This window comes from Shewanella basaltis (assembly GCF_023283885.1).
In the GTDB taxonomy this organism is placed as follows: Bacteria; Pseudomonadota; Gammaproteobacteria; order Enterobacterales; family Shewanellaceae; genus Shewanella; species Shewanella basaltis.
Genome location: NZ_JAKILA010000018.1, coordinates 1 through 20,298 on the forward strand (window position 1 = coordinate 1; position 20,298 = coordinate 20,298).

Below are 20,298 nucleotides of genomic sequence, written 5' to 3' on the forward strand. Positions count from 1 at the left end.
GATGATGCCAGATAGAATCAGTTAGCAGAGCGATACCTTGCCAAGCTAAACGAGATAACAGCGTCATCGGTTCGAACCTCTTTTTGTTTAAAAGAAAGTTCGCTCCAAATTACAAATACTTTTTGATTTGCGACATTAGCTCAGTTGGTAGAGCGATACCTTGCCAAGGTATAGGTCATCGGTTCGAACCCGATATGTCGCTCCAAATCAATATTCTCTTTTCAAGCTCTCCTTGTTAACAATTCCTAGCGAAACTCTAGGCGCTAAATCTGTATTGATTTTTGATTTGCGGCATTATCTCAGTTGAGTTAATTATAAGAGTCGATACCCATCTTTTTCCAAGGTATAGGTCATCGGTTCGAACCCGATATGTCGCTCCAAATCAATATTCTCTTTTCAAGCTCTCCTTGTTAACAATTCCTAGCGACACTCTAGGCGCTAAATCTGTATTGATTTTTGATTTACGGCATCAGCTCAGTTGAGTGAGTTATAACGCTCTCCATCTTTTTTACCAAGCCAAAAACAGATAACCGCGCCATAGATTCGAACCACTTTTTATCCAATAACGGCCGCTCCAAATCCGCTTTTCGCACAGGGCTAGTGACGCAATCTAAAATAGATCACATTCTAATAAGGATTGTTATTACTTATTTATACGCTGGTATATAAGTATCTGCTTTTATGCTTTGTTCCTGTTTACACCATAAAAGACCGTTTATTTAGCCAAACGCGTGATCTATCACTCACTTCTTCATGAATATCTAAATTAGAAGCTTTTGGAGAATGAAAAACATGACATTGCTCAAGTAATTTGCGCTCGAGATCTTTAATAATCAACCCAAGATAAATTTTCAAGCCGTAGTGCTTTAGACGAGGTAAGAGCTATGCGTATTCAACAATTGAGCGAGTTACTAGATTATGTCGCTAAATGTCATCTTGATATGGAAAAACTGTATAAGCGCTTAGATCGTAATGCTGACTCTTCTCGCGTTAAAATGATGTTAACTTATTTTCAACAACATCAAAGACATATATACGAAACCCTAGAAAGTTACATTGAAGATGCGCCAGCAAGAATATTAAACACTTGGTATAAAGACATTACATTTGAGGATTTTAGTAAGCGTTGTGCTGAAACTTCATTACCGGCTAATATGCATGAAGATCAAGTGCTTGAGCTGCATCTTGACCTAGAGAATCGTTTGATTGCATTACTAGAGAAAACAGCGATTAGTAGCCCAACAGATGAAATTAGGAGTGCATTAATGGATCTGGTTCGTGTGGCGCAAACGCAGCAAAAACGTCTTGTTCATAGCACCATTCGTATGGATGACATCTAACTGACCCATTGATATTTTAACATAACTTCCTAAAGTGCGAATTTGCCAGCTATCCCCAGTAGCTGGTTTTTTTTATTAACAAAAAATAACCGCCATAACTGTGGGAGTTAACACATAACTTCTGGTATATTTAGCATTCTTGTAACTCTTTTGTACGGAAGTTGATTTTCTACATGACATCGCTGCTTAAAACCCTTGAAAATGAACAAGCTACAGTTGCACTTGGACAACAAATTGCGCAGTGGATTGTCCCGCCCTTAACACTTTACCTTACAGGCGACCTAGGCGCAGGTAAAACAACGTTTAGTAGAGGGATTATTCAATCTTTAGGTCACCAAGGCGCAGTAAAAAGTCCAACCTACACCTTAGTAGAGCCTTACGAGTTTAGCGAAATGGATGTATTCCATTTTGATTTGTATCGTCTAAGCGACCCTGAAGAATTAGAGTTTATGGGGATCCGTGATTACTTTACTCATAGAAGTGTGTGTCTTGTTGAATGGCCTGATAATGGCCATGGCCTGCTACCTAAGGCTGACATCCATTTGCATTTGCGCTATAAAGAATCTCAACGAGAGGTTGAAATACAAGCTTTATCTCCTGCAGGGCAGGCAATTTTAAGTAAAATAAAATAATAATGACTTTAAAACATATACTTTTTACCGCTGCAGTAAGCATGCTGTTGTTTTTTTTGCCTAATGTCAGTTGGGCAGCAAACCAACTAGACAGCGTGCGCATTTGGGCAGCACCAGAATCAACACGAGTGGTGTTTGACTTAACTCAAGCGCCAAAATATGACAGTTTCAGTTTAACGGGCCCTCATCGTTTAGTGGTGGATATTCAAGATGCAGGTTCAAAAATTAATTTAAATAACATTGCTAACAACAGCAGTATTATTAAAAAAATCCGCTTTAGTACACCACCCCAAAAAGGCATGCTTCGTTTAGTGATGGACTTAACCAAGCCTGTTAAATCAAACCTATTTACATTACCTCCCACAGCACCTTATGGTAACCGTCTCGTTGTCGATTTAGAGGACGCAGCAGGAAGTTCATCGCCAGTGCAGCAAATTGTTGGTCGTTCGGCCAATCAGTCTTCTCGCAACATTATTGTTGCAATTGATGCCGGTCATGGCGGAGAAGATCCTGGTTCTATCGGTCCATCGGGGATGCATGAAAAACGTGTTGTTCTTGAAATTGCTAAACGTTTAGCGCGTAAAATTGACTCCACACCAGGGATGCGCTCAGTCATGACCCGTAGCGGTGATTACTTTGTTAATTTAAACAAACGCTCTGAACTGGCTCGTAATAGTAAAGCTGACTTATTGATTTCGATTCATGCTGATGCATTTACCTCGCCGCAACCTCGTGGAGCATCTGTGTGGGTGTTATCTATGCGCCGAGCGAACAGTGAAATTGGTCGTTGGTTAGAACAAAAAGAGAAACATTCTGAGTTATTAGGCGGCGCAGGGGAAATTATTCAAAATACCGATAGTGAGCAATACCTCGCCATGACGTTACTCGATATGTCGATGAACAGTTCTATGGCTATTAGCCATTCGGTTGCGGGTGATATTTTACGCGATTTAGACTCAATTACACATTTGCATAAAAGAAAACCAGAGTCTGCGAGTTTTGCGGTACTCAAGTCACCTGATATTCCGTCCATTTTGGTTGAGACAGGGTTTATTTCTAATCCGGGTGAAGAGCGTTTGTTGGCAAATGGTAATCATCAAGAAAAGCTTGCTAATGCAATTTACAAAGGGGTTGTTCGTTATTTTCAAAACAACCCACCTGCTGATACTTTAATGGCAAATAAAACAAGCTCTTCAACGACTCGTCACAGTGTAAAACGTGGGGAGTCTTTATCGATTATAGCCCAGCGTTACAGCGTTTCAGTGAGCAGCTTGAAGCAAGCTAATAATTTAAAGTCTGATGTGGTTCGTATTGGCCAAACATTAGTCATTCCAAGGGCTTAGAATGGCAATTCAACTACTTCCTCCACAATTAGCTAACCAAATAGCTGCCGGCGAAGTGGTTGAACGCCCTGCGTCTGTGGTAAAAGAGCTGGTCGAAAACAGTCTAGATGCAGGGGCTACTCGTATTGATATTGATATCGATAAGGGCGGTAGTAAGCTTATTCGCATTCGTGATAACGGTGAAGGCATAGCTAAAGAAGAGCTCGCCCTTGCATTGTCACGTCATGCCACCTCTAAAGTTCACACTCTCGATGATTTAGAAGCTATTTTAAGCTTTGGTTTTAGAGGTGAAGCGTTAGCCAGTATTAGTTCTGTGTCTCGCTTAACACTAACCTCTAAAACGGCCGAGCAATCAGAAGCCTGGCAAGCGTTTGCTGAAGGTTCACAAATGGATGTAAAACTGACCCCAGCAGCGCATCCACAAGGTTCTACCATTGAGGTTGTTGATTTATTTTTTAATACCCCAGCGCGGCGTCGATTTCTTAAAAGTGATAAAACTGAATTTACTCATATTGATGAATGGTTAAAACGGATAGCAATAGCGCGCAGTGATATTTACTTTACATTAACGCACAATAGTAAATTGGTGCGTCAATACCGTCCTGCAAATACCGATATTCAAAGCCAGCAACGTTTGGCCCAAATTTGCGGCCGGGCATTTGCTGAGCAAGCATTAAGTATTGCATGTGAACACGATGGTTTGTCGCTTCGTGGTTATTTACAATCGCCACAAGATACAGTGATTTCAGACACCAGTTTCTTTTATGTCAATGGCCGATTAGTCCGAGACAGATTAGTTAACCATGCGGTTAAACAGGCATTTGCTGAGCAGGGTGTTGAGCATCAGCCTGGTTATGTGTTGATGTTAACACTTGATCCTCACCAAGTAGATGTGAATGTGCACCCAGCAAAACATGAAGTGCGCTTTCATCAGTCTCGCTATGTCCATGATTTTATTTTACAAGCGATACAGTCCGCTTTACTGCAAATGCCAGATTTAGCTCTTACTGAGCAAGCTACAAAGGATTGTGTAGCACGCTCCGTTAATGATGCAACGCCAACAGAAACCGTCGATGTGGCTATTGCAACTCAGGCAAATGCATCGTCTTCAGTTGCTGCAAATAGAGCCATAAATAGCACAAGCCAATACGGCTCAATGCATGTACCGGGTAAAAATAATCCATCCTATGGTGGTTCTTCAGCTGCAATTAAGCCAAGTTATGATAAAAAGCCTCCTGTAAGTACCTCGGCAGGTATGACTAAAACAGCGATAGCAAATTATGGTCAATTATTACAAACACATTCAAGGCATGATGAAAAACACATCAATGAACTCAGTTTGCAAAAGGCCATGCCGCCATTACTCTCTGGCAGCCATTGGGTGATTTGCCAAGATGACAGCCTATCTTTATTATCGTTGCAAACCGTACTGTTAGCGGTGAGAAAAGCCGAAATTAGTACAAAGTTGGTCAATGGTTTAGTGGCTCAGCCATTGCTAATGCCTATTGCGATTGCAACGGATCCTGACTGGCATGAAATTATCGTGGCTCGTGATCAATTATTACGTCAAATGGGTATTGAGTTAAGTATTCGATACCAGCAGTTGATAATTAAAAAAGTGCCCCCATATTTGAGGGAGAGTCAACTAGCGATAGTGATACCAGAATTACTGCAATGGATTTTATTAGAGCAGCCCAATGAGACTGCGATTTCAGACTGGTTAGCTAAGCAAAGTTTAGTGCAATTTGAGTCAGCTCAACAGGTGTGGCAACAATTCTGCCTCTTAGACGATAACATAAAGCAAACTATTTATGCCCAGGCAATTGATTTACCTTGGCAAACCTGGATGAAAAATAATTAACGTGGATACTATCAACAGGCCAAAAGTGGTATTTTTAATGGGGCCTACCGCCTCAGGTAAAACGGCATTAGCCATTGATATGGCAACACAACATAATTGTGAAATTATTTCCGTTGATTCAGCGTTAATTTATCGTGGAATGGATGTTGGAACGGCAAAACCCACAGCTCAAGAGCTTGCATTAGCGCCACACCGATTAATTGATATCCTCGATCCTAGCGAAAGTTATTCGGCGGCAGATTTTCGTCGTGATGCACTTACTGCAATAGAAGATATTATTGCTCGTGGTAAAACCCCGTTACTTGTGGGTGGTACCATGATGTATTTTAAGGCATTGTTAGAAGGTTTATCACCTTTGCCTAGTGCTGATGACGCCATAAGGCAACAGATTTTATTGCAGGCAGAAACCGAGGGATGGGAATCATTACACCGTGAATTATGCGCCATTGATCCTGTCGCGGGACAACGAATTCATCCCAATGATCCGCAGCGATTATCTCGGGCGTTAGAGGTTTACCGTATTAGCGGTAAAACAATGACTGAATTAACACAAACTAAATCGGCTGGTTTGCCGTATGATGTTGTTCAGTTTGCCATTGCACCAAACGATAGATCGGTATTACATCAGCTAATTGCGAAACGATTTGCTATGATGCTGGAGCAAGGTTTTGTCGACGAGGTTGCGCGTTTAAAGGCTCGTGAAGACTTGCATTTAGATATGCCTTCAATGCGCTGTGTAGGGTATAGGCAGTGTTGGCAATATCTTGATAATGAATTTGATCATGCGACTATGGTCGATAAAGCGACTGCAGCTACTAGGCAATTGGCTAAACGTCAATTAACATGGTTAAGAAGTTGGCCTGATTTACAGTGGCTTGAAAGTGGTGTAGAAGGTAATTTAGTTACACTTATGCGACAAAGCCGCTAGCTTATTAGCCGTTGCTGTATAATACTAAAACTAAACAATAAAACTTAATTCAACATATTTTTAAAATAAAAAAAGGAAATTGAAAATGGCTAAGGGGCAATCTTTACAAGACCCATTTTTGAACGCATTGCGTCGAGAGCGTGTACCAGTCTCTATCTATTTAGTGAATGGTATTAAGTTACAAGGCCAAGTTGAATCATTCGATCAATTTGTCATTTTACTTAAAAATACTGTGAGCCAAATGGTTTACAAGCACGCTATTTCTACTGTTGTACCAGCGCGCCCGTTTAATGTCTCTAGTCATCAGGGTGCAACCCATGGTGAAGACAACGCTGCTGAATAATTGAAAAGGAACATACTTTTTGTTTGATCGTTATGAAGCGGGTGAAACAGCGGTACTGGTTCATATCGACTTTTCTGACGAAGAGCGTCGAGAAGATTTGCTTGAGCTTCAACTATTAGTTGAGTCGGCAGGAGCGCGTTCTGTTGGCGTAATCACCGGCAGTAGACGCTCGCCCGATCGTAAGTTTTTTATCGGTACGGGTAAAGCTGAAGAGTTGGCAGCCATGGTTGCGGCTACTCAAGCCAATGTGGTGATTTTTAACCATGCCTTGAGCCCAGCTCAAGAACGTAATCTTGAAATGGTTTGTCAGTGCCGAGTACTAGACCGAACCACGTTAATTCTCGATATCTTTGCACAACGAGCGAGAACTCATGAAGGTAAGTTACAAGTGGAGCTAGCGCAATTGCGCCACATGTCAACTCGGTTAATTCGTGGTTGGACTCACTTAGAAAGGCAAAAAGGTGGTATCGGGATGCGTGGGCCGGGAGAAACCCAGCTCGAAACTGACCGTCGTTTATTGCGTGGCCGGATTAAAAATATTAATCGCCGTCTTGAGAAAGTAGACAAGCAGCGGGAGCAAAGTCGCCGTGCTCGTAAGCGAAGTGATTTAGCGACAGTGTCATTAGTGGGTTACACCAATGCCGGAAAATCGACGTTGTTTAACTCGCTGACATCTTCGGATGTGTATGCCGCCGACCAGTTGTTTGCAACCTTAGACCCAACGCTTCGTAAGTTAGCGTTACCTGACGGGGCGGTAATATTAGCCGACACAGTAGGTTTTATTCGCCATTTACCGCATGACTTGGTTGCCGCGTTTAAAGCGACATTACAAGAAACTCGTCAAGCAGAAATTTTGCTACATGTTGTTGATTGTGCAGATGAAAATATGACTGAAAATTTCGACCAAGTACAAAGCGTGCTAGAAGAGATTGAAGCAGATCAAATCACACAATTAGTGGTATGCAATAAAATTGATTTACTTGAAGATTTTGCGCCTCGTATTGATTACGCAGAAGACGGAAAACCTGAGCGAGTATGGGTTTCTGCGCAAAAACGCATTGGATTTGATTTGCTGTTGAAAGCCATCACCGAGTTAATCGGTGAGGTTATTCGCGAGCTTACATTGAAAATTCCTGCATCTGCAGGGCATTATCTTGGCCAGTTTTATCGACTGGATGCAATACAGCACAAAGATTATGACGATCTGGGGAACTGTATTTTATCTGTTCGTTTATCGGATGCCGATTGGCGCCGGTTAGCTAAACAGAGTCAGGGGGAATTAGAGGCATTTATTTTTGAACCTTCAGAAGTAGACGTCACTTGTTAATCTCATTTATTTCATCCAATTATGGAGTGCTAAATGGCTTGGAATGAGCCCGGTAACAAGGGAAATAAAGACCCTTGGGGAAATAAAGGTGGTAACGATAAAGGACCACCAGATCTCGACGAAGTGTTTCGTAACTTATCAAAACGTTTTGGTGGCAAAGGCGGTAATTCCGCATCTGGCCAGCCATTCAACTCATCAATTTTAATTGTGGTAGCGGTTATCGCATTAATTATTTGGGGGTTGTCGGGTTTATATACAGTTAAAGAAGCTGAGCGTGGTGTATTACTTCGTTTTGGTCAACACATTGGTGAAGTGAGTTCAGGTTTACACTGGAAAGCGACCTTTATTGATGAAGTGTATACCGTAGACGTTGAAACATTCCGTTCAATTCCTGCTTCTGGCAGTATGTTAACGTCTGACGAAAACGTAGTAAAAGTTGAATTAGTTGTTCAGTACAGTGTTTCTGACGCTTACTCTTACTTGTTCAGTGCTGTTGAAGCGAATGAAAGTTTACGTGAAGCGACAGACAGTGCACTGCGATATGTGATTGGTCATAACCGCATGGACGATATCTTAACCACAGGCCGTGATGCTATTCGTCGCGACACTTGGAAAGAGTTAGAACGTATTATTGAACCTTATAAATTAGGTTTACAAATCCGTGATGTCAACTTTTTGCCGGCTCGTCCACCTGAAGAAGTCAAAGATGCGTTTGATGACGCCATTTCTGCACAGGAAGATGAACAGCGTTTTATTCGCGAAGCTGAAGCTTATGCCCGTGAAATTGAACCAAAAGCTCGTGGTCAAGTTGAACGTATGGCGCAGCAAGCTAATGCATACAAAGAGCGTGAAGTGTTGGAAGCTCAAGGTAAAGTGGCTCGTTTTGAAAAGCTACTACCAGAGTATAAAGCAGCACCTGATGTAACACGTAATCGTTTATATTTAGACGCCATGCAATCAGTGATGTCTGATACTAACAAGGTGTTAATTGATGCCAAAAACAATGGTAACTTGATGTATTTACCTTTAGACAAGTTAATGGAATCGTCTAAAAGTACACGCCAAGAATCTGAACCAGAAGTTGAGCGTCATGTTAACTCTGTATCAAATAACAGCGTAAGCACACCTGTAACGAGTATGTCGTCAGACGGACGTCTCAGCCGCGAAGAACGCCTTCGCCAAGGGAGGAACTAATCATGGGTAGATTTGCTCTGATCATCTTGGTTGTTGTTTTAGGGATTGGTTTTTCATCTTTAATGGTTGTTAACGAGGGCGAAAGAGCCATTGTGTCTCGTTTTGGTAAAGTCCTTAAAGAAGAAAATGTCACTAAAGTGTTTGCACCAGGATTACATTTTAAACTACCGGTTGTTGATAAGGTGCGTTATTTAGATGCCCGTATTCAAACGCTTGACGGCGCAGCCGACCGTTTTGTGACTTCTGAAAAGAAAGACCTTATGGTTGATTCTTATGTGAAGTGGCGAATTCGTGATTTTGAAAAGTACTATCTTTCAACTAATGGCGGTATTAAGGCCAATGCTGAAAGCTTGTTACAAGCCAAAATCAATAACGATTTACGCACAGAATTTGGTCGTCGTACGATTAAAGAGATTGTGTCTGGTAAACGTGATGAGTTACAAACCGACGCATTACAAAATGCCTCAGAAAGTGCTGAAAATCTAGGTATTGAAGTGGTTGATGTGCGGGTTAAACAAATCAATTTACCTGCTAACGTGAGTAACAGTATTTACCAACGTATGCGTGCAGAACGCCAAGCGGTAGCAAAAGAGCACCGTGCGCAAGGTAAAGAACAGGCTGAGATTATTCGCGCAACAATCGATGCCAATGTGACGGTCAAGGTTGCAGAAGCAGAGCGTAAAGCGTTAACCATTCGTGGTGAAGGTGATGCGCTAGCGGCTAAGATTTATGCTGATGCTTATAGTAAAGACGTTGAGTTCTATAACTTTTTACGTAGTTTAGAAGCCTACAAAGAAAGCTTTGCGGGTAAAAATGACGTGATGGTATTAGAGCCTGAAGGTGATTTCTTCAAATACATGAAATCATCTAGCGGCAAGTAAGCGACCGTTGGTGTTAGACAGAAAAAGCTCAGTGAAAACTGAGCTTTTTTTATATTTACTCAACAGCAATTTTTATCATTGCTTTGATAAAGACCGCTCATTTATGGCTACTTTAAATAAAATTATTTATAAGCAGTTGATTAATGATAAAATAAAACAGCCATTTTGAATAATTCACATCAAGTGGCATATTTAAAGGTTATGATTTTTAAAGCATTTTTAAATAAATATTAATATCCTCATCATAGATGCGTGTTTTCACTATGATCTGCTTCTAATTTTTCGCTATAATGAGCACCGCCTCAAACTATGATTTTAGCGTTTCACTTTTTTGATCGCTAAAGTATTGAAATATAAAAATTCCAACACCCTCTGGGAGATAAGTGGATGAGCAATGCGCCAGTCGATACCGGACGTCGCAGATTCCTGACAGCCGCAACCGCCGTAGTAGGTGGTGCTGGTGCCGTCGCTGTAGCGGTTCCTTTCATCAAGTCATGGAATCCGAGCGCCAAGGCGAAAGCTGCAGGTGCGCCGGTCGAAGTAAATATTAGTAAAGTAGAACCAGGTCAGTTAATTCGTGTCGAATGGCGCGGAAAACCGGTTTGGGTCGTTCGTCGTACAGAAGCTGTATTAGAGAACCTTAAGTCTCTAGACAGTCAATTACGCGATCCTGCTTCAGAAGAAATGCAGCAACCAGAATATGCAGCTAACCCTGCACGTTCTATTAAGCCTGAATTCTTTATTGCAGTCGGTATCTGTACTCACTTAGGTTGTTCGCCAACTTATTTACCTGATTCATTTGGTGAGCAGGTTGAAGGTGTAACATCTGGTTTCTTCTGTCCATGTCACGGTTCTAAATTCGACATGGCTGGCCGAGTGTTTCAAGGTGTTCCTGCACCATTGAACCTTGTGATCCCGCCACACAAATATGTCAATGACGCTACCGTGCTTATCGGTGAAGACACAGGAGCGGCGTAATGGTTAAGAACATTATTGATTGGATTGATGCGCGTATCCCAATGACGGCGACTTATAACCGTCACGTGGGACAGTATGCGACACCAAAAAACTTCAACTTTTGGTATTTCTTTGGTTCTTTAGCGCTTTTAGTGTTAGTTAACCAATTACTTACTGGTATTTGGTTAACCATGAATTACGTACCAACAGCTGAAGGTGCGTTTGCTTCAGTTGAATACATCATGCGTGATGTAGAGTACGGATGGTTACTGCGCTATATGCACTCTACGGGAGCATCGGCGTTTTTCTTTGTTATTTATTTGCACATGTTCCGTGGCTTAATCTACGGTTCTTATCAAAAACCAAGAGAGCTATTATGGCTGTTTGGTATGTTGATTTTCCTTGTGCTAATGGCTGAAGCATTCATGGGTTATCTGTTACCTTGGGGACAAATGTCTTACTGGGGTGCACAGGTAATTATCTCATTGTTTGGCGCTATCCCAGTTATTGGTGATGACCTTACATTATGGATCCGTGGTGACTATGTTATTTCTGGTGCAACGTTAAACCGTTTCTTTGCATTACACGTTATTGCCTTACCTCTTGTGTTGGTTGTACTAGTGTTTTTACACTTAATTGCACTGCATGAAGTGGGTTCAAATAACCCTGATGGTATTGAAATTAAAAAGAACAAAGATGAGAACGGATGGCCTGTTGATGGCATTCCATTCCACCCATATTACACCGTAAAAGACATCATGGGTGTAGCGGGCTTCTTAATCGTGTTCTGTTATGTGTTGTTCTTCATGCCTGAAGGCGGTGGATACTTCCTTGAAAAGCCAAACTTTGAAGCGGCTAACCCAATGAAGACACCTGAGCATATTGCGCCAGTTTGGTACTTTACACCTTTCTATGCCATTTTACGTGCGATTCCAGATAAGCTAGTTGGTGTTATTGGTATGGGTCTGTCTATTGCAGTGTTATTTATTCTGCCATGGCTTGACCGTTGTAAAGTGAAGTCAATTCGCTATCGCAGCACTATCCATAAAATTAACATCGCACAGTTTACAGTGTCGTTTATTATTCTAGGTTATTTAGGTGTGGTTCCAGCTACTCCTGAGCTAACTATTGCGGCACGTATTTTCACTTTCACTTATTTTGCTTTCTTCGTAGCCCTATGGGTTTACAGTAAGAATGAGAAAACAAAAGAAGTACCAACGAGGGTGACACACTAATGAAAAAGTTATTAATCGCATTAGTTACTTTGTTGCCATCTTTGGCGATGGCAGCGAGTGGTCATAATGTTCACTTAGAAAGCGCTAACGTTGACTTACATGACAAAGCGTCACTAGAGCGTGGTTTGGGTTTATTCCAACAATACTGTTCGGGTTGTCATAGCACTCAATACCAACGTTATGAGCGTGTTGCTAACGATATCGGTATATCAACTGATGATATGCGCAGCAAATACATTCTTAACGATGCAAAAATCGGCGACTTGATGGAAAATGCCATCCCTACTGCTGATGCTGCGAAATGGTTTGGTGCTGCGCCACCAGATTTAACCTTGGTGGCTCGTGTACGTGGTGAAGACTGGGTATATTCATACCTTAAAGGTTTTTATGCTGATGAGACTCGTCCATTTGGCGTAAATAACACAGTGTTCCCATTAGTGGGTATGCCACACGTTTTACAAGACCTACAAGGTATTGCAGTAAAACAAGAAGACGGCACTTTTGTTACCACTGGTGGCAAAATGACGGCAGAAGAGTATGACCAAGCGGTTCGTGATATCACGGGTTTCTTAGTGTACTCGGCCGAACCTGTACAATTAGAGCGTAAAGCTTTAGGTATGTGGGTACTTGGATTCTTGTTTATTTTCTTCATCATTGCGTATTTGTTGAAGAAAGAATACTGGAAAGATGTACACTAGCTATCAATAACGGTTATTATACATTATCCGCATATTGTAAACGGGGGGCTTAGCCCCTCGTTTGTTTTGTTTTTTTTAGATTCTGGAGGGTATCAATGGCTGTTGCTGCCAACAAGCGCTCTATCATGACACTTTTTTCTGGTGCCGATGATTTATATAGTCACCAAGTACGTATCGTATTGGCTGAAAAAGGGGTTACTGTTGATGTTTTGCAGGTAGACCCAAGTGAAATGCCTGAAGAGTTACTTGAAGTAAACCCATATAACTCTGTGCCGACCTTAGTTGATCGCGAGTTAGTGTTGTATGAGTCTCGTATTATTATGGAGTATTTGGATGAGCGTTTTCCTCATCCTCCATTGATGCCTGTGTACCCAGTGTCTCGCGGTCAAAGCCGTTTGATGATGCACAGAATCGACACAGATTGGTATGCCTTAGTTGAGCGTATCCGCAAAGGTGAAAAAGCCGATGCAGCTCGTAAAGAGTTGACTGAAAGCTTAGTCGCATTAGCGCCTGTGTTTGCTGAAATGCCATATTTTATGAGTGAAGAGTTTGGTTTGTCTGACTGCTACCTAGGCCCATTATTATGGCGCTTACCGGTATTAGGGATTAACTTAGACCCTCGTACAGCAAAAGAAATCAATGCTTATATGACTCGTATTTTTGAACGCGAGTCGTTTAAGGCATCGTTAACTGAGGCTGAGCGCGAAATGCGCATGGGCATGTAATGAAACCGATAACACCCAATCGTCCGTATTTATTGCGCGCTTATTATGAATGGTTAATGGATAATCATTTAACACCGCATGTAGTCGTGGACGCTTTTGTTAAAGGTACCCAGGTTCCGCAGCAATTTGTTAAAGACGGTCAAATTGTCTTAAACATTGCAACGGGAGCCGTGGTTAATCTTCATATGACAAACGATGCCGTAGAGTTTAATGCTCGTTTTGGTGGTGTACCACAAAATGTGTTTTTACCTATGGCTTCTATCGTAGCGATATATGCCCGTGAAAACGGTGCAGGTACGGTTTTTGATATGGAAGATGCGTACATGGTTGAGGATGAGCTCGATGAACTGTCATCGGTTCCATCTTCAGTTAAGTCAGTTGAAGAGCCTTCTACATCGCCTGACTTGGCTAAACCGAGTGGTTCAGACGATAAAGCTAAACGCAGAAGTCACCTAACTGTTGTTAAGTAATTTATTATGGTTAGGACATAAAACCAGTCGCAAGGCTGGTTTTTTTTAAGCTAAAAAAAGTGATGAGAATCGATAATGCTATTGATGATTGATAATTATGATTCATTTACCTTTAACCTTGTTCAGTATTTCCAGACACTGGATCAAGCTATAGTTGTCAAACGTAATGATGACATTACCATTGCACAAATTGAATCATTAGCACCAAGCCATTTAGTGATATCGCCAGGCCCTTGTACCCCTAACGAAGCGGGGATCTCATTGGCCGCAATAGCTCATTTTGCTGGTAAAATTCCAATTCTTGGTGTGTGTTTAGGCCACCAAGCCATTGCACAAGTATTTGGAGCAAATGTGATCCGGGCGAAGCGGGTGATGCATGGCAAAACCAGCTTGATTGAACACAATCAGCAAGGCTTATTTGCTGGACTTGCCCGACCTTTACAAGTCACTCGTTACCATTCTCTACTCATCGATGATATTCCCTCCGGCTTTGAATTAGATGCCTGGTTTGACGACCCGGTACACGGCCGTGAAATTATGGCCATGAGCCAGCCAAATTTACGTATATACAGTGTTCAATTTCATCCAGAATCGATATTAACTCAGCAAGGGCATGAATTACTGGCTAATTTTTTGCGTGTATAAACCTAGGGCCTGTTGACCTTTCAAGGTTGTTTTTGCAGCGAATTGTTGGCCATTACTCATATACAAGTGGGCGGCAGAGACTTTGAGGTGTAGTTATTCTACATAAAAAGTCGATAACGCAGTAAAAATGACCAACAAACGCTGCCCACAGGGTTCGGCTAAAAACGTTTTACTCTTTGTTGAACGATGCTTTACAAATAAAGAGTTGCTTAGGTGACTAGGCTACAATCCATTCGCCTCGATTAAAACGTTTTTAACTCGAACAACATTCAACCAGCAAAGATCAACAGGCCCTAGTTTGTTGTTTTAGGTTATTCATATCATAGTGGTATTTTATGTTACAACTTCGGCGTTCTGCGATGGCTGATCTATTAGTATAATGTGCCTCAACTGGCGTTTAAAATAATAAAAAGGATGAACATGAACAGCTTTTTGCGACATTTTGCCATTAGTGCAGTTTCAGTAACCATGATGGGAGGCTGTGCTGCCATCGCTGACTCTAGCGCAGTGACCACTCCTCAGGTACCTACACAAACACAGGCAAGCGTAGCGTTAGCGACGCCGCCTCAAGTTGATCAAGCCCTTACGCTCAAGCAAATTATGGCAAATCCAGATTGGATGGGGATTTTGGCCCAAGGTGCTTATTGGAGTGATGACAGTCTGTCTGTGTATTTTAGTCGTCAAGCTCACCAGTCTGCTGTGCGCGATTATTATCAGCAAAGTATTACGGCCACTAGCGCCAATCAACTTGCACTTTCTCAGTTACATTTAGCTGATCAACGTATTGGTGTTCTTAATTCAGCTAAATCCCAAAAGGCATATATTTATCAAGGCAATGTTTTTGTTAAAAACTTGCAAAGTGGGGATGTTAGTCAAATTACTCGCCAAAATGATGCCATTGATGGCGTACGTTTTTTGAATAACGGTGATCTGGCTTACTGGCAAGGCAACAACATTTTTCGTATACATCAAGCCGATGGCATGGTTGAACAAATTGCGGCTATTCAAATGGCCAATGAGCCTACAGGTATTCAAGATCCAGACAGCTATATTGCTAAGCAACAACACCGATTAATCGGCTATGTGGCTCTGCAACATCGTAATGATAAAACCCGTGCAGATTATAGCCAATCGTTAGCTAAACAAGATCCGACCTTTTCTTCACCGCCATGGTATTTAGGCGAGGCTGAGGTCATTTCTGAAATGAGCCTGTCGCCAGATGGTCGCTATGTCATACTTGCTCTGACCGACAAAAATTACAGTTGGCGAGCAGAGCACGACATCATGCCTAATTATTTGGGTAAAGAGGGTTATGTCGATGCTGTGCCAGCACGAGCCCGTGTAGCAGAAGATGCGTTTCCTGGTCAGCGGTTAGTGTTGCTTGACCTAGTTGAACACACTAAAAAAGACATTACTATCGAGGGATTGACCGGCTTTGATGAAGATGTGCTGGCCAGTGTTAAAGCCGAAAATGCCAAAGCTCAAGGAAAAAGCTATCAAAGTGTCAAAGCACCACGCTTGATCCAGTTGATGCAAGACTGGGAGTGGAGCCAAAGTGCGATGCAGTGGAGTGAAACCGGACAGCAGTTGATGCTGATGCTTGAAGCTGTTGATAACAAAGATCGTTGGATTGCACGTGTCGATTTGCAAAAAGGCAAACTGATCACAGAGCATCGCTTACATGACGATGCGTGGGTTAATTACAATTACAATCAGTTTGGTTGGATACCACAGACAGACTCATTTTACTATTTATCAGAAGAGTCGGGTTTTTCACACCTATATACAAAAACGTTAGCAGGTAAAGTTAGCGCACTGACCAGCGGAAAATTTGTTGTTGATAACGTAACCTTATCTCCTGATGGGCAGTATTTATATTACCGTGCAAACAAAGATCATCCTGGCAGTTACAATGTTTATCGAGTCGAAGTTGCGACAGGCAAAAATGAGCAATTAACCCAATGGTTTGGCACGTTAGATTACAGTTTAAGCCCTAATGGCAAGGCGTTATTGTTAACCGCATCGGCAGCGACTCACCCTGATGAGCTTTATGTTCAGGCCATTGGCGGTGAAATAAAGCAGCTGACTGATTACACAAGCAACGATTTTAAGCAATACCCTTGGCAAGCGCCGCAAGTCGTCGCCGTGCCCTCAAATCATGGCGCAGGCCAGGTTTATGCTAGAGTGTATTTACCGCAAGGTTATGATGCTAAGCAAGCTGAGAAATATCCCGCAGTGTTGTTTAACCATGGTGCGGGTTATTTACAAAATGCCCATTATGGATTTTCTGGTTACTTCCGTGAATTTATGTTCCATAACTTGTTAACACAACAAGGTTATGTGGTGATGGACATGGATTATCGTGGCTCCAAAGGTTATGGTCGTGACTGGCGCACGGCTGTTTATCGTAATATGGGGCACCCAGAAGTAGAGGACTTAAAAGACGGTGTGGCATGGTTAGCCGCAAATGCGAATGTTGATCCTCAACGAGTCGGCACTTATGGTGGTTCTTACGGTGGCTTTTTAACGTTTATGGCATTGTTTAATGAGCCAGCGCTTTTTCAGGCAGGCGCTGCATTACGTCCAGTAACCGATTGGGCTCATTATAATGCACCTTATACAGCCAATATCCTCAACACGCCAGATGTCGACCCTATTGCTTATGAGCGTAGCTCCCCGATAGAACACGCTCAAGGTTTACAAAAGCCGTTGTTGATTATGAGTGGCGTGTTAGATGACAACGTGTTTTTTCAAGACAGTGTGCGCATGGTGCAACGGTTAATTGAACTTGAGAAGCCGATGTTTGAAACGGCGATTTATCCGGTAGAACCTCACGGTTTTGTTCAACCTTCTAGCTGGTTAGATGAATACCGCCGGATTTATAAATTATTTGAACAAGAACTCAAATAACGACTATGCGCAAACAGTGTAAATAAAATCGGATTAAGGCTTTCTTTGGAGAGCCTTAATTTTTATGATTAACCTAAATATTTATCAAGGGTAATGTTGAGTGGCAATTTCAATCGCAGGTGGTGTAAGACCTGGAAAAGTTATCGAAATAGAGCGTCGTCTCTACAATCAGATTATTGTAGGTAAACAACCTGTCAGCTCTATGCTCGATGCTTTTAATACTGAGATAGAAGAAAGTGCTACTAAGCTTGATATTGAACGTAAAGCGTTGAAGTTACGCATTGAAAAACAAGTACAAGAGCGACATATTTATCTTAACGTTGCTAACCATCTGACCCTGACTGTAAATAATGCTATTGAGCACCAATTGGCCATTCCTCAGTCAATTATTGATTCTTGTGGTATCACTGAAAGCCAAATTTTATTATTAGATCTTTTATTAAGTGCCGATCTTAATTTAAATCGCTTACGGCCCATTATTGAAGATAATAGCTGGCTTTGCCGTGATTTGATTAACTTAATTAATAGCCCCTCATCGCGCCATAGACGGCCTAAAAATTCAGATGTACAAGTTACCGATATAAAATTAGCATTAAATTACATTGGCTTAGAAAACCTTCGGTTATTAATACCCTATTTTTGTTTGCGCAACTGGTTACCGTCTGGCAATGCTAATTTACTGTGGATAACCCGTAAATTATGGCGTTATAGCATCATGAGTGCCATTGCTGCACAAGCCCTTGCTGCGCTGCATCACAAAGACCCCAGCCTGACCTATACTTGCTCATTAATGTATCAATTTGCGACATCGATGATCTTAAGCCAAAGCGGACGGACTTTTGATAAAACATGGGGCACCTGGTTACGAGAAGCCAGTCAGAGCCGCGATAAACAAGTGTATGATGCGATTATGGCGACTGATTTTCCTGCAGAGTCGATATTTGAGCAAGTCATGCAACATGGGCATACCTTGAATTGGAAATTACTTAATCTATTAAAATTTGAAGACTCTGCAATCACTCGTGTTTTAAAAGAGCTTGACCATGATTATCACTTTTCAGAGTTATCACCCGATGCCGCAATCGTCGCCAAAGCAAGTTGTTATGCCAAAGTGCTATTATTAGAAGAGCAACAGCTAATTGACCCGCAAGAAAAACGGATCATGTTCGATTATTACGAGTTTTCGGCCCAAGAATTATTACGTCTCAAAGCGCAAAATTTTCGTAAGCTTGATTTACTGTAAGCGGAGTCAATCGTCTATATGGCTGAATGTTAAATTTGTGTAGTTATTCACTTTTGATGAATAGCTACACAAAATCAGCCCAAATAACTTTTTTTGTGACTATTTATGCTTGTTATCCCCCAGATAAACGCTTTGTTTAGTCATATTTTTCAATCTTTATGCAGAATAGACTGAATGCCTGCAGAAGTTAATTGTACAGAACTGGTATTTTGATCACATTTTCGCTAATAATGTCCCATAAATAACACAAGCTTCCGCCGATGCACTTACAGAATATAAAGCAAACAGCGGAAATAGCGGCTTTAAAGCTGCTTTTAACCTGAAGGATAAAATGCAATGAGTCTAGAAATGAATCTAACCCGTGCCCAATTTGATGAAGTTATGGTGCCTAATTATGCGCCTGCAGCCGTTATTCCTGTCCGTGGCGAAGGTAGCCGAGTATGGGATCAAGAAGGTAAAGAGTTCATCGATTTTGCAGGTGGCATAGCAGTGAATTGTTTAGGCCATTGTCACCCAGCGTTAGTGTCTGCGTTAAAAGAGCAAGGCGAAAAGCTATGGCACTTATCAAACGTCATGACCAACGAGCCGGCGCTTGAGTTAGCGACTAAATTGGTTAACTCAACATTTGCTGAACGTGTTTATTTTGCTAACTCTGGTGCAGAAGCAAACGAAGCGGCACTTAAATTAGCCCGTCGTTATGCATTAGATAACCATGGTGCAGACAAAGACCAAATTATCGCTTTTGATAAAGCCTTCCACGGTCGTACTTTCTTTACTGTAACCGTTGGTGGACAAGCGGCATACTCAGACGGTTTTGGTCCTAAACCACAAAGTATCACCCATGTTCCATTTAATGATATTGCAGCATTAGAAGCGGTAATTTCAGACAAAACCTGCGCCATCATGCTTGAGCCGCTACAAGGCGAAGGTGGGATTATTAATGGTGACCCAGAATTTTTAAAAGCAGTGCGTCGTTTAGCCGACAAGCACGATGCGTTAGTTATTTTTGATGAAGTGCAAACCGGGGTTGGCCGTACAGGTGAGCTATTTGCTTACATGGGAACAGACATAGTGCCAGACATTTTAACCAGTGCTAAAGCATTAGGTGGCGGTTTCCCTATTGCGGCAATGCTAACCACGGCTAAAATTGCGGCTCACCTAAAGGTTGGCACACATGGTTCTACTTATGGCGGTAACCCATTGGCTTGTGCTATTGGCAATGCTGTTATGGATGTAGTTAACACCAAAGCAGTATTAGATGGTGTTAAACACCGTGAGCAGTTATTCCGCGATGGTTTAATGGCAATTAATGCTAAATACAATGTCTTTAGTGAAGTGCGTGGTAAAGGCTTATTGCTTGGTGCGGTATTAAACGAAAAATACGAAGGCCGTAGCCGTGATTTTTTAGTGGCATCGGTTGACGAAGGTTTAATGAGCTTAATTGCAGGTGCAAACGTAGTGCGTTTTGCTCCGTCATTGGTGATCCCAGAAGCTGATATTGCTGAAGGCTTAGCACGTTTTGAACGCGCAGTAGCAAAGGTAGTCGCAGGTTAATGAGCAACTGAG

Annotated in this window: 18 protein-coding genes and 2 tRNA genes; all 20 read left to right on the forward strand. The window is 41.9% G+C overall.

The window, feature by feature from the left end:
- Nucleotides 1-129 precede the first annotated feature (129 nt).
- The 20 genes from L2703_RS13010 (at nt 130) to L2703_RS13105 (ending at nt 20,286) form a co-directional block, all read left to right on the forward strand.
- A tRNA-Gly gene (locus L2703_RS13010) sits at nt 130-205 on the forward strand.
- A gap of 83 nt (nt 206-288) precedes the next feature.
- Nucleotides 289-380: transfer RNA gene (locus tag L2703_RS13015), tRNA-OTHER, on the forward strand.
- Nucleotides 381-884: 504 nt separating this feature from the next.
- Nucleotides 885-1,340 (forward strand): hypothetical protein, encoded by a 456-nt coding sequence (locus tag L2703_RS13020; RefSeq protein WP_248971522.1) that lies wholly within the window; start codon nt 885-887, stop codon nt 1,338-1,340.
- A 173-nt stretch (nt 1,341-1,513) separates the two neighbouring features.
- Nucleotides 1,514-1,972 (forward strand): tRNA (adenosine(37)-N6)-threonylcarbamoyltransferase complex ATPase subunit type 1 TsaE, encoded by a 459-nt coding sequence (tsaE, locus tag L2703_RS13025; RefSeq protein ID WP_248971523.1) that lies wholly within the window; start codon nt 1,514-1,516, stop codon nt 1,970-1,972.
- A gap of 2 nt (nt 1,973-1,974) precedes the next feature.
- The gene (locus tag L2703_RS13030; RefSeq protein ID WP_428848659.1) at nt 1,975-3,315 is read left to right on the forward strand and encodes an N-acetylmuramoyl-L-alanine amidase; all 1,341 of its coding nucleotides are present in this window, start codon (nt 1,975-1,977) and stop codon (nt 3,313-3,315) included.
- A gap of 1 nt (nt 3,316) precedes the next feature.
- Nucleotides 3,317-5,176 carry a DNA mismatch repair endonuclease MutL gene (gene mutL / locus L2703_RS13035; protein ID WP_248971524.1) on the forward strand — a complete coding sequence of 620 codons (1,860 nt, stop codon included), beginning with the start codon at nt 3,317-3,319 and terminating at the stop codon, nt 5,174-5,176.
- Nucleotide 5,177: 1 nt separating this feature from the next.
- Nucleotides 5,178-6,104, forward strand: coding sequence for a tRNA (adenosine(37)-N6)-dimethylallyltransferase MiaA (gene miaA, locus L2703_RS13040; protein WP_248971525.1), 927 nt, complete (start codon nt 5,178-5,180; stop codon nt 6,102-6,104).
- An 85-nt stretch (nt 6,105-6,189) separates the two neighbouring features.
- Nucleotides 6,190-6,447, forward strand: coding sequence for an RNA chaperone Hfq (gene hfq, locus L2703_RS13045; protein WP_248971526.1), 258 nt, complete (start codon nt 6,190-6,192; stop codon nt 6,445-6,447).
- 19 nt (nt 6,448-6,466) lie between these two features.
- Complete coding sequence (gene hflX / locus L2703_RS13050) at nt 6,467-7,774, forward strand: ribosome rescue GTPase HflX (RefSeq protein WP_248971527.1); 1,308 nt, start codon at nt 6,467-6,469, stop codon at nt 7,772-7,774.
- A gap of 33 nt (nt 7,775-7,807) precedes the next feature.
- Nucleotides 7,808-8,968 (forward strand): FtsH protease activity modulator HflK, encoded by a 1,161-nt coding sequence (hflK, locus tag L2703_RS13055; protein ID WP_248971528.1) that lies wholly within the window; start codon nt 7,808-7,810, stop codon nt 8,966-8,968.
- 2 nt (nt 8,969-8,970) lie between these two features.
- Entirely contained in the window at nt 8,971-9,849 is an 879-nt protein-coding gene (hflC, locus tag L2703_RS13060) for a protease modulator HflC (RefSeq protein WP_248971529.1), read from the forward strand.
- 387 nt (nt 9,850-10,236) lie between these two features.
- Complete coding sequence (gene petA, locus L2703_RS13065; protein WP_248971530.1) at nt 10,237-10,827, forward strand: ubiquinol-cytochrome c reductase iron-sulfur subunit; 591 nt, start codon at nt 10,237-10,239, stop codon at nt 10,825-10,827.
- Nucleotides 10,827-12,041, forward strand: coding sequence for a cytochrome b (locus tag L2703_RS13070; RefSeq protein ID WP_248971531.1), 1,215 nt, complete (start codon nt 10,827-10,829; stop codon nt 12,039-12,041). Before petA ends, L2703_RS13070 begins: the two co-directional genes overlap by 1 nt.
- Complete coding sequence (locus tag L2703_RS13075) at nt 12,041-12,739, forward strand: cytochrome c1 (RefSeq protein ID WP_248971532.1); 699 nt, start codon at nt 12,041-12,043, stop codon at nt 12,737-12,739. The genes L2703_RS13070 and L2703_RS13075 overlap by 1 nt, the downstream gene beginning before the upstream one ends.
- A gap of 95 nt (nt 12,740-12,834) precedes the next feature.
- Nucleotides 12,835-13,464, forward strand: a complete 630-nt coding sequence (gene sspA, locus L2703_RS13080; protein WP_248971533.1) for a stringent starvation protein SspA — start codon at nt 12,835-12,837, stop codon at nt 13,462-13,464.
- On the forward strand, nt 13,464-13,934 hold the full coding sequence (locus L2703_RS13085) for a ClpXP protease specificity-enhancing factor (RefSeq protein WP_248971534.1): 471 nt from the start codon (nt 13,464-13,466) through the stop codon (nt 13,932-13,934). Before sspA ends, L2703_RS13085 begins: the two co-directional genes overlap by 1 nt.
- Nucleotides 13,935-14,009: 75 nt before the next feature.
- Entirely contained in the window at nt 14,010-14,579 is a 570-nt protein-coding gene (locus L2703_RS13090) for an anthranilate synthase component II (RefSeq protein ID WP_248971535.1), read from the forward strand.
- Between the two features lie 420 nt (nt 14,580-14,999).
- Complete coding sequence (locus L2703_RS13095) at nt 15,000-17,489, forward strand: prolyl oligopeptidase family serine peptidase (RefSeq protein WP_248971536.1); 2,490 nt, start codon at nt 15,000-15,002, stop codon at nt 17,487-17,489.
- A 100-nt stretch (nt 17,490-17,589) separates the two neighbouring features.
- Nucleotides 17,590-18,732 carry an HDOD domain-containing protein gene (locus L2703_RS13100; protein ID WP_248971537.1) on the forward strand — a complete coding sequence of 381 codons (1,143 nt, stop codon included), beginning with the start codon at nt 17,590-17,592 and terminating at the stop codon, nt 18,730-18,732.
- A gap of 336 nt (nt 18,733-19,068) precedes the next feature.
- Nucleotides 19,069-20,286, forward strand: coding sequence for an aspartate aminotransferase family protein (locus tag L2703_RS13105; protein WP_248971538.1), 1,218 nt, complete (start codon nt 19,069-19,071; stop codon nt 20,284-20,286).
- Nucleotides 20,287-20,298 lie beyond the last annotated feature (12 nt).